Source organism: Bacteroidota bacterium (assembly GCA_034723125.1).
Taxonomy (GTDB): Bacteria; Bacteroidota; Bacteroidia; order CAILMK01; family JAAYUY01; genus JAYEOP01.
The window spans coordinates 1-6,173 of sequence record JAYEOP010000017.1 but is presented as its reverse complement, the minus strand read 5'-3'; the positions used below and the strand labels follow the sequence as shown (position 1 = coordinate 6,173).

Below are 6,173 nucleotides of genomic sequence, written 5' to 3'. Positions count from 1 at the left end.
AATTTTATTTTGAGATAAAGGCTTCTTTTTCACGCACGATAAAGCAATATTTACGCCATGCGAAAACATATAAAGTCATAACGAAATCTAATCAAGAAAAGTTGGATTCAAATTACTAATTTTATTTTAAATTTTTTTTCCACAAGGGAAAATTACAAATACGCCATTTATCAAATAAAAACATCATACAAATATTTTTATCCACAGATTGTGCAATTCTTTGGTTGTTGTCTATTGATTTTGCTTTCTATCTTTGCTTTTTTAACGATTAGGGCAAATTATGACAACAACAGCATATAACGAAGAGTCAATCAGATCACTTGATTGGAAAGAACATATCCGAACTCGTCCGGGTATGTATATTGGGAAAGTGGGTGATGGTTCTTCAAGGGATGATGGAATTTATATTTTGATAAAAGAAATTATTGATAATTCTATTGATGAATTTGTAATGGGTAACGGTAAAAAAATTATTGTTACTGTAAAAGAGGGAGTTGTTACTGTCAGAGATTTTGGACGAGGAATTCCTCTTGGGAAAGTAAATGAATGTGTGTCGAAAATAAATACAGGTGGAAAATATGACTCCAAAGTTTTTAAAAAATCAGTAGGACTTAATGGTGTCGGATCAAAAGCTGTAAATGCTCTTTCAGATTATTTTAAAATACAATCAATTCGAGAACATGAATCTGTAATTTTTGAGTATAAAAGGGGAAGTTTGATAAATGAAGTACCAAAGCAAAAAACAGATTTAAAAAACGGAACAATTATTACTTTTAAACCCGATTCATCAATTTTTGAAAACTACAGATACATAACAGATTACATTGAAAAAATGCTAAGGAATTATGTGTATCTTAATACGGGTTTAACAATTGACTACAACGGTAATAAGTTATATTCTAAAAGAGGATTGTATGATTTATTAGAAAATAAAATTAATGTTGATAATTTGCTTTATCCGATAATCCATCTTAAGGATGAAGATATTGAACTTGCTGTTTCTCATGAAACTCAATATGGCGAAGATTATTATTCTTTTGTAAACGGTCAATATACTCCTCAGGGAGGAATACATTTGTCGGCTTTTAAAGAAGCATACATAAAAACAATAAGAGAATTTTATAAAAAGAATTATGATGCTTACGATATCAGAACATCTATTGTTACGGCTTTTAGCATAAAAATAATTGAGCCTACTTTTGAATCACAAACAAAAACGAAGCTTGGCTCTACTCGTATGGAACCCAATGGTCAAAGTATAAAATCTTTTGTTGGTGATTTTTTAAAGAAAAATCTTGATGATTATCTTCATAAAAATCCAAAAGTTGCTGAAGCATTGGAAAATAAGATAATTCAATCGGAAAAAGAAAGAAAAGCAATAAACGGAATAAAAAAAATTGCTACCGATAGAGCAAAAAAAGCTAATCTTCACAACAAAAAACTTAGAGATTGTAAGATACATTACACACAAGACAACCAAGAGAGAAGACAAGAAACAACCTTATTTATAACTGAGGGAGATTCGGCAAGTGGGTCAATAACAAAATCACGGGATATCGAAACACAAGCGGTTTTTAGCCTTAAAGGTAAGCCATTAAATTCTTTCGGATTAAAGAAAAATATCGTTTACGAAAACGAAGAATTTAATTTGTTGCAACATGCCTTAAATATTGAAAATGGAATTGAAGGTTTGAGATACAATCGCATCGTTATTGCTACTGATGCCGATGTTGATGGAATGCATATCAGACTTTTATTGCTTACTTTTTTTCTACAATTTTTTCCCGACCTTGTAAGAAACGGGCATATTTATATCCTTGATACACCATTATTCCGTGTAAGAAATAAAAAGGAAACTATTTATTGCTATTCGATAAAAGAGGAAAATGCTGCAATAAAAAAACTAAAAACTAAAATAGAAATTACACGTTTTAAGGGATTAGGAGAAATTTCTCCTAATGAGTTCGGTTTATTTATTGGAAAAAAAATGCGTCTTGATCCTATTTTGATAAGTGATAATCTTGATATTAAAAAATTATTAAGATATTTTATGGGAAAAAATTCTATGGAAAGACAAGAGTTTATTATCAATAATTTGAAAATTGAAAAAGATATTCTTGAAGAAAATATTGAAAAAAAAATAAGTGCCTGACTACACTAACAAAATGAAAGAAGAAAAAAAAGCACAAAATAAAATTACTCAAAACGGCAATTCACTTGCTCCTATTTCAGCCCTTTATAAAGATTGGTTTCTTGATTATGCTTCTTATGTAATTCTTGAAAGAGCAATCCCTGCAATAGAAGATGGCTTAAAACCGGTTCAGCGAAGGATATTTCATGCAATGAAAGAAACCGATGACGGAAGATTTAACAAAGTAGCAAACGTAATTGGTAACACTATGCAATATCATCCTCATGGAGATGCTTCCATTGGAGATGCTATCATTAATATTGGACAAAAAAATCTTCCTATTGAAACGCAAGGTAACTGGGGAGATATTGTAACAGGAGATAGAGCTGCTGCACCAAGATATATTGAAGCACGTCTTTCAAAGTTTGCACTTGAAGTTGCTTTTAATTCTGAAACTACTGAGTGGCAGAATTCCTATGACGGTAGAAAAAAAGAACCTGTAACACTTCCAATGAAATTTCCATATCTACTTGCACAAGGTGCTGAAGGAATTGCAGTTGGATTGTCAACAAAAGTATTACCTCACAATTTTATTGAATTATTAAAATCAGCGATAAATTATCTTGAGAATAAAGAGTTTCAAATTTTACCTGACTTCCCAACAGGAGGGATGGCAGATTTTACAAACTATAATGATGGTAAAAAAGGTGGTCGTGTAAGAGTAAGGTCAAAAATTGAAATAGCTGATAAAACGACCTTAGCAATAAAGAATGTACCTTTTAGCGTAACAACAACCAGCATTATTGAATCAATTGTAAAAGCCAATGAAAATGGAAAAATAAAAATCAAAAAGGTAATTGACAATACAGCAAGAGATGTTGAAATACTTGTGATTTTACCAAAAGGTGTTTCCCCTGATGTTACGATTGATGCATTGTATGCTTTTACAAATTGTGAAATATCTATATCTCCCAATGCTTGTGTGATTGTTGATGATAAACCTGAATTCCTTGGAGTAACGGAAATATTAGAAATATCAACCGATAAAACAGTATCTCTTTTAAAGAAGGAACTTGAAATACAAAAAGAAAATCTTCTTGAAAAATGGCATTTTGCTTCTCTTGAAAAAATATTTATTGAAAAAAGAATTTACAGAGAAATAGAAGAATGTGAAACATGGGAGGCTGTTCTTGAAGCTATTGACAAAGGTTTAAAACCTCACGTAAAACATATAAAAAGAGAAATTACAACAGATGACATCATAAGACTTACAGAAATTAAAATTAAAAGAATATCAAAATATAACTCTTTTAGAGCTGATGAAATAATTGAGAATATTGAGAATGACCTCCAAAAAACAGAAAGTAACCTTAAGCATTTAATTGAGTTTGCTATTGCCTATTTTCAAAATCTTTTAAAGAAATATTCCAAAGGAAGAGAAAGAAAAACAGAGATTAGGGAATTTGATAATATTGAAGCAAAAAATGTTGCTGTTGCAAACAAAAAACTTTATGTAAACAGAAAAGAAGGATTTTTTGGCTTTGGATTAAAAAAAGAAGAAGAGATTGGTGAATGTTCTGAACTTGATGATATTATTACATTTAGAAAAGATGGTAAATATTCAGTGCGAAAAGTTGATGACAAAATATTTTCAGGAAAAAATATTTTACATATTGATGTTTTTAACAAAGAAGATGAAAGATTGACTTACAATCTTATTTATTTTGATTCTAAGTCTAATAGAACAATGGTTAAGCGTTTTAATGTAACATCTGTTACTCGCGAAAAAGAATATGACGCAACTAAAGGAAATCCTAATTCAAAAATTCTTTATTTAACGCCCAATCCTTTAGGAGAAACAGAAATCGTAACAATTCATCTTTCTCCAACATGCAGAGCAAGAATAAAAGTTTTTGATTTTGATTTTAAAGATATTGATATTAAAGGACGAAATTCAATAGGAAATATCCTGACAAAATATCCTATTAGAAAAATTGTTCAAAAGTCAGTTGACAAAACAAATATCATTGGTATTGACATTTGGTATGATGAATATGTTGGAAAACTAAACACCAATGAAAATGGAAAATATCTTGGCAATTTTAAACCGAATGACCAAATTTTAGCAATTTATGATAATGGCTCTTACGAATTAACAGATTTTGCTCTTCAAAATCATTACAACTTTGACAAACTATTTCATATCGAAAAATTTGTTCCTGAAAGAACAATTACTGCAATTTACTACCATGGAAAACAAAAGCAACATTATGTAAAACGCTTTCAGATTGAAACAACCACTACAGGCAGAGATTTTATTTTTATTGCTGAAGATAAAGGTACTAAGTTAAATGTAGTTTCGACAGGAAGTAAAACCTTGATAAAATACAGCTACATAAATGAGAAAAACGGAGGAAAAAAAACAAAAATGCTTGAACTCTCCGAAGAATTTGAAGTGATGGGGTGGAAAGCCATAGGGAAAAAACTGAGTCCTTTTAAAGTCAACTCTATAAAAATTGTTGATATAATTTATGAAGAGAAGCTTAAAGAAAACGAAGGGGTAGAAGAGCAAGTGGAGGTTCAAAAAGAGGAAGTAAAAAATGAGACTCCTAAAAAAGAAATAAAATCAGAAACTCAAAAAAAAGAACAAAAGGAAGAAAAACCTGAATCGCCTAAGAAGGAAAAAAGTAAAAAGAAAAAACGCAGAGGCAAAGATTCAGAGCAACTTTCGTTGTTTTAATAGCAGTATTTTTTTTACCCGAAGTATTAATAAATGAAGGAGTTGAAAGAATAATTAATGCTAAAGTTGGCTTTGAACCAGAATATGTTTCTTCTGTCAATTCTGATTTCTTTAATGTTTCAGCTTTTGTATTCTATGTAAGTCAATAATTAATAAAAGAAATGAGTTGCAAAGTAGCGATTAAATTTGTTTTCTTAGTTGGAATTTTAATTTACCATAAACCGGTTTTTGGACAAATTAATGATTCTACAGATGCCAAGTCAAAAAAGGTAAAAGTATTACCCGTCCCAACTATTGGATATGAACCTGAAACAAAAACACAAATTGGTGCCGTATGTCTCTTTACCATAGATATTTACCAAGATTCTCTAACAAGAGTATCCAATGCAAAAGTTGAATTCAATTACACTTTTAGAAATCAAATAATTTTAGAAACACAATGGAGCTATTTTTTTAGAAATGAGAAATGGTTTAGTGATGGAATTATTCACCTTTCGAAATATCCGGATTTCTATTATGGCGTAGGTTCTAATTCTTCTGATAATAATGAAATACTATACGAAAGCAACAGGTTAATATTTGACGTTGGGTTATATAAAAATCTTAAAAAGAAACTTTTTTTTGGAGGTGGAATAAGGTATCTGAATTATTTCAATTTGTCAACTAACGAATATAATCCATATAATGAGTTAAAAGATTTTAAAAATATTGGTCTCACTACTTCTATTTTTTTTGACTCAAGAAATAATTTATTGAATTCTACCAAAGGTTCATTCTTAAAAATGGATGCAGGATACAATACTGGCTCAAATGACTATTTCACATTCAAACTTGATTTAAGAAAATACTTCACTTTCAAATATGGTTTTATTTTAGCTAGTAGATTTTATAATAGCTTCGTTTTTAATACTCCTAATTTCTATGATTATTCTATATTAGGTGGAGATAAGTATGTACGTGGATATTTTTACGGTAAGTATAGAGACAACAACTTATCAACAATACAAGCTGAATTAAGAACTCCACTTTTATGGAGATTTGGATTAGCTTTTATTGCTGGTGCTTCTACATTATATAGCAATTATAATGATATTGATAATATTCGATCAAACTATGGCTTGGGTTTGCGTTTTTTAGTTGATAAAAAAGACAATGTTAACCTTAGATTTGATTATGTATTAGGAAATGAAAATAACAGTGGATTTTACATTGGTTTTGGAGAATCATTCTAATGCAAAAACGGCATACAAAAAAGATGTATCTATTATTAATGGATTTTTAATTATTTTTTACCCACCTAAG

At 29.6% G+C, this 6,173-nt stretch carries 3 protein-coding genes; all 3 read left to right on the top strand.

Translation table 11 applies throughout. From position 1 onward, the window contains the following. Positions 1 to 280 precede the first annotated feature (280 nt). The 3 genes from U9R42_00560 (at position 281) to U9R42_00550 (ending at position 6,103) form a co-directional block, all read left to right on the top strand. Positions 281 to 2,152, top strand: coding sequence for a toprim domain-containing protein (locus tag U9R42_00560; GenBank protein MEA3494510.1), 1,872 nt, complete (start codon positions 281 to 283; stop codon positions 2,150 to 2,152). A 13-nt stretch (positions 2,153 to 2,165) separates the two neighbouring features. After that, positions 2,166 to 4,871 carry a DNA gyrase/topoisomerase IV subunit A gene (locus tag U9R42_00555; GenBank protein MEA3494509.1) on the top strand — a complete coding sequence of 902 codons (2,706 nt, stop codon included), beginning with the start codon at positions 2,166 to 2,168 and terminating at the stop codon, positions 4,869 to 4,871. A 161-nt stretch (positions 4,872 to 5,032) separates the two neighbouring features. Continuing rightward, positions 5,033 to 6,103 (top strand): hypothetical protein, encoded by a 1,071-nt coding sequence (locus tag U9R42_00550; protein MEA3494508.1) that lies wholly within the window; start codon positions 5,033 to 5,035, stop codon positions 6,101 to 6,103. The last annotated feature ends 70 nt before the right edge of the window (positions 6,104 to 6,173 follow it).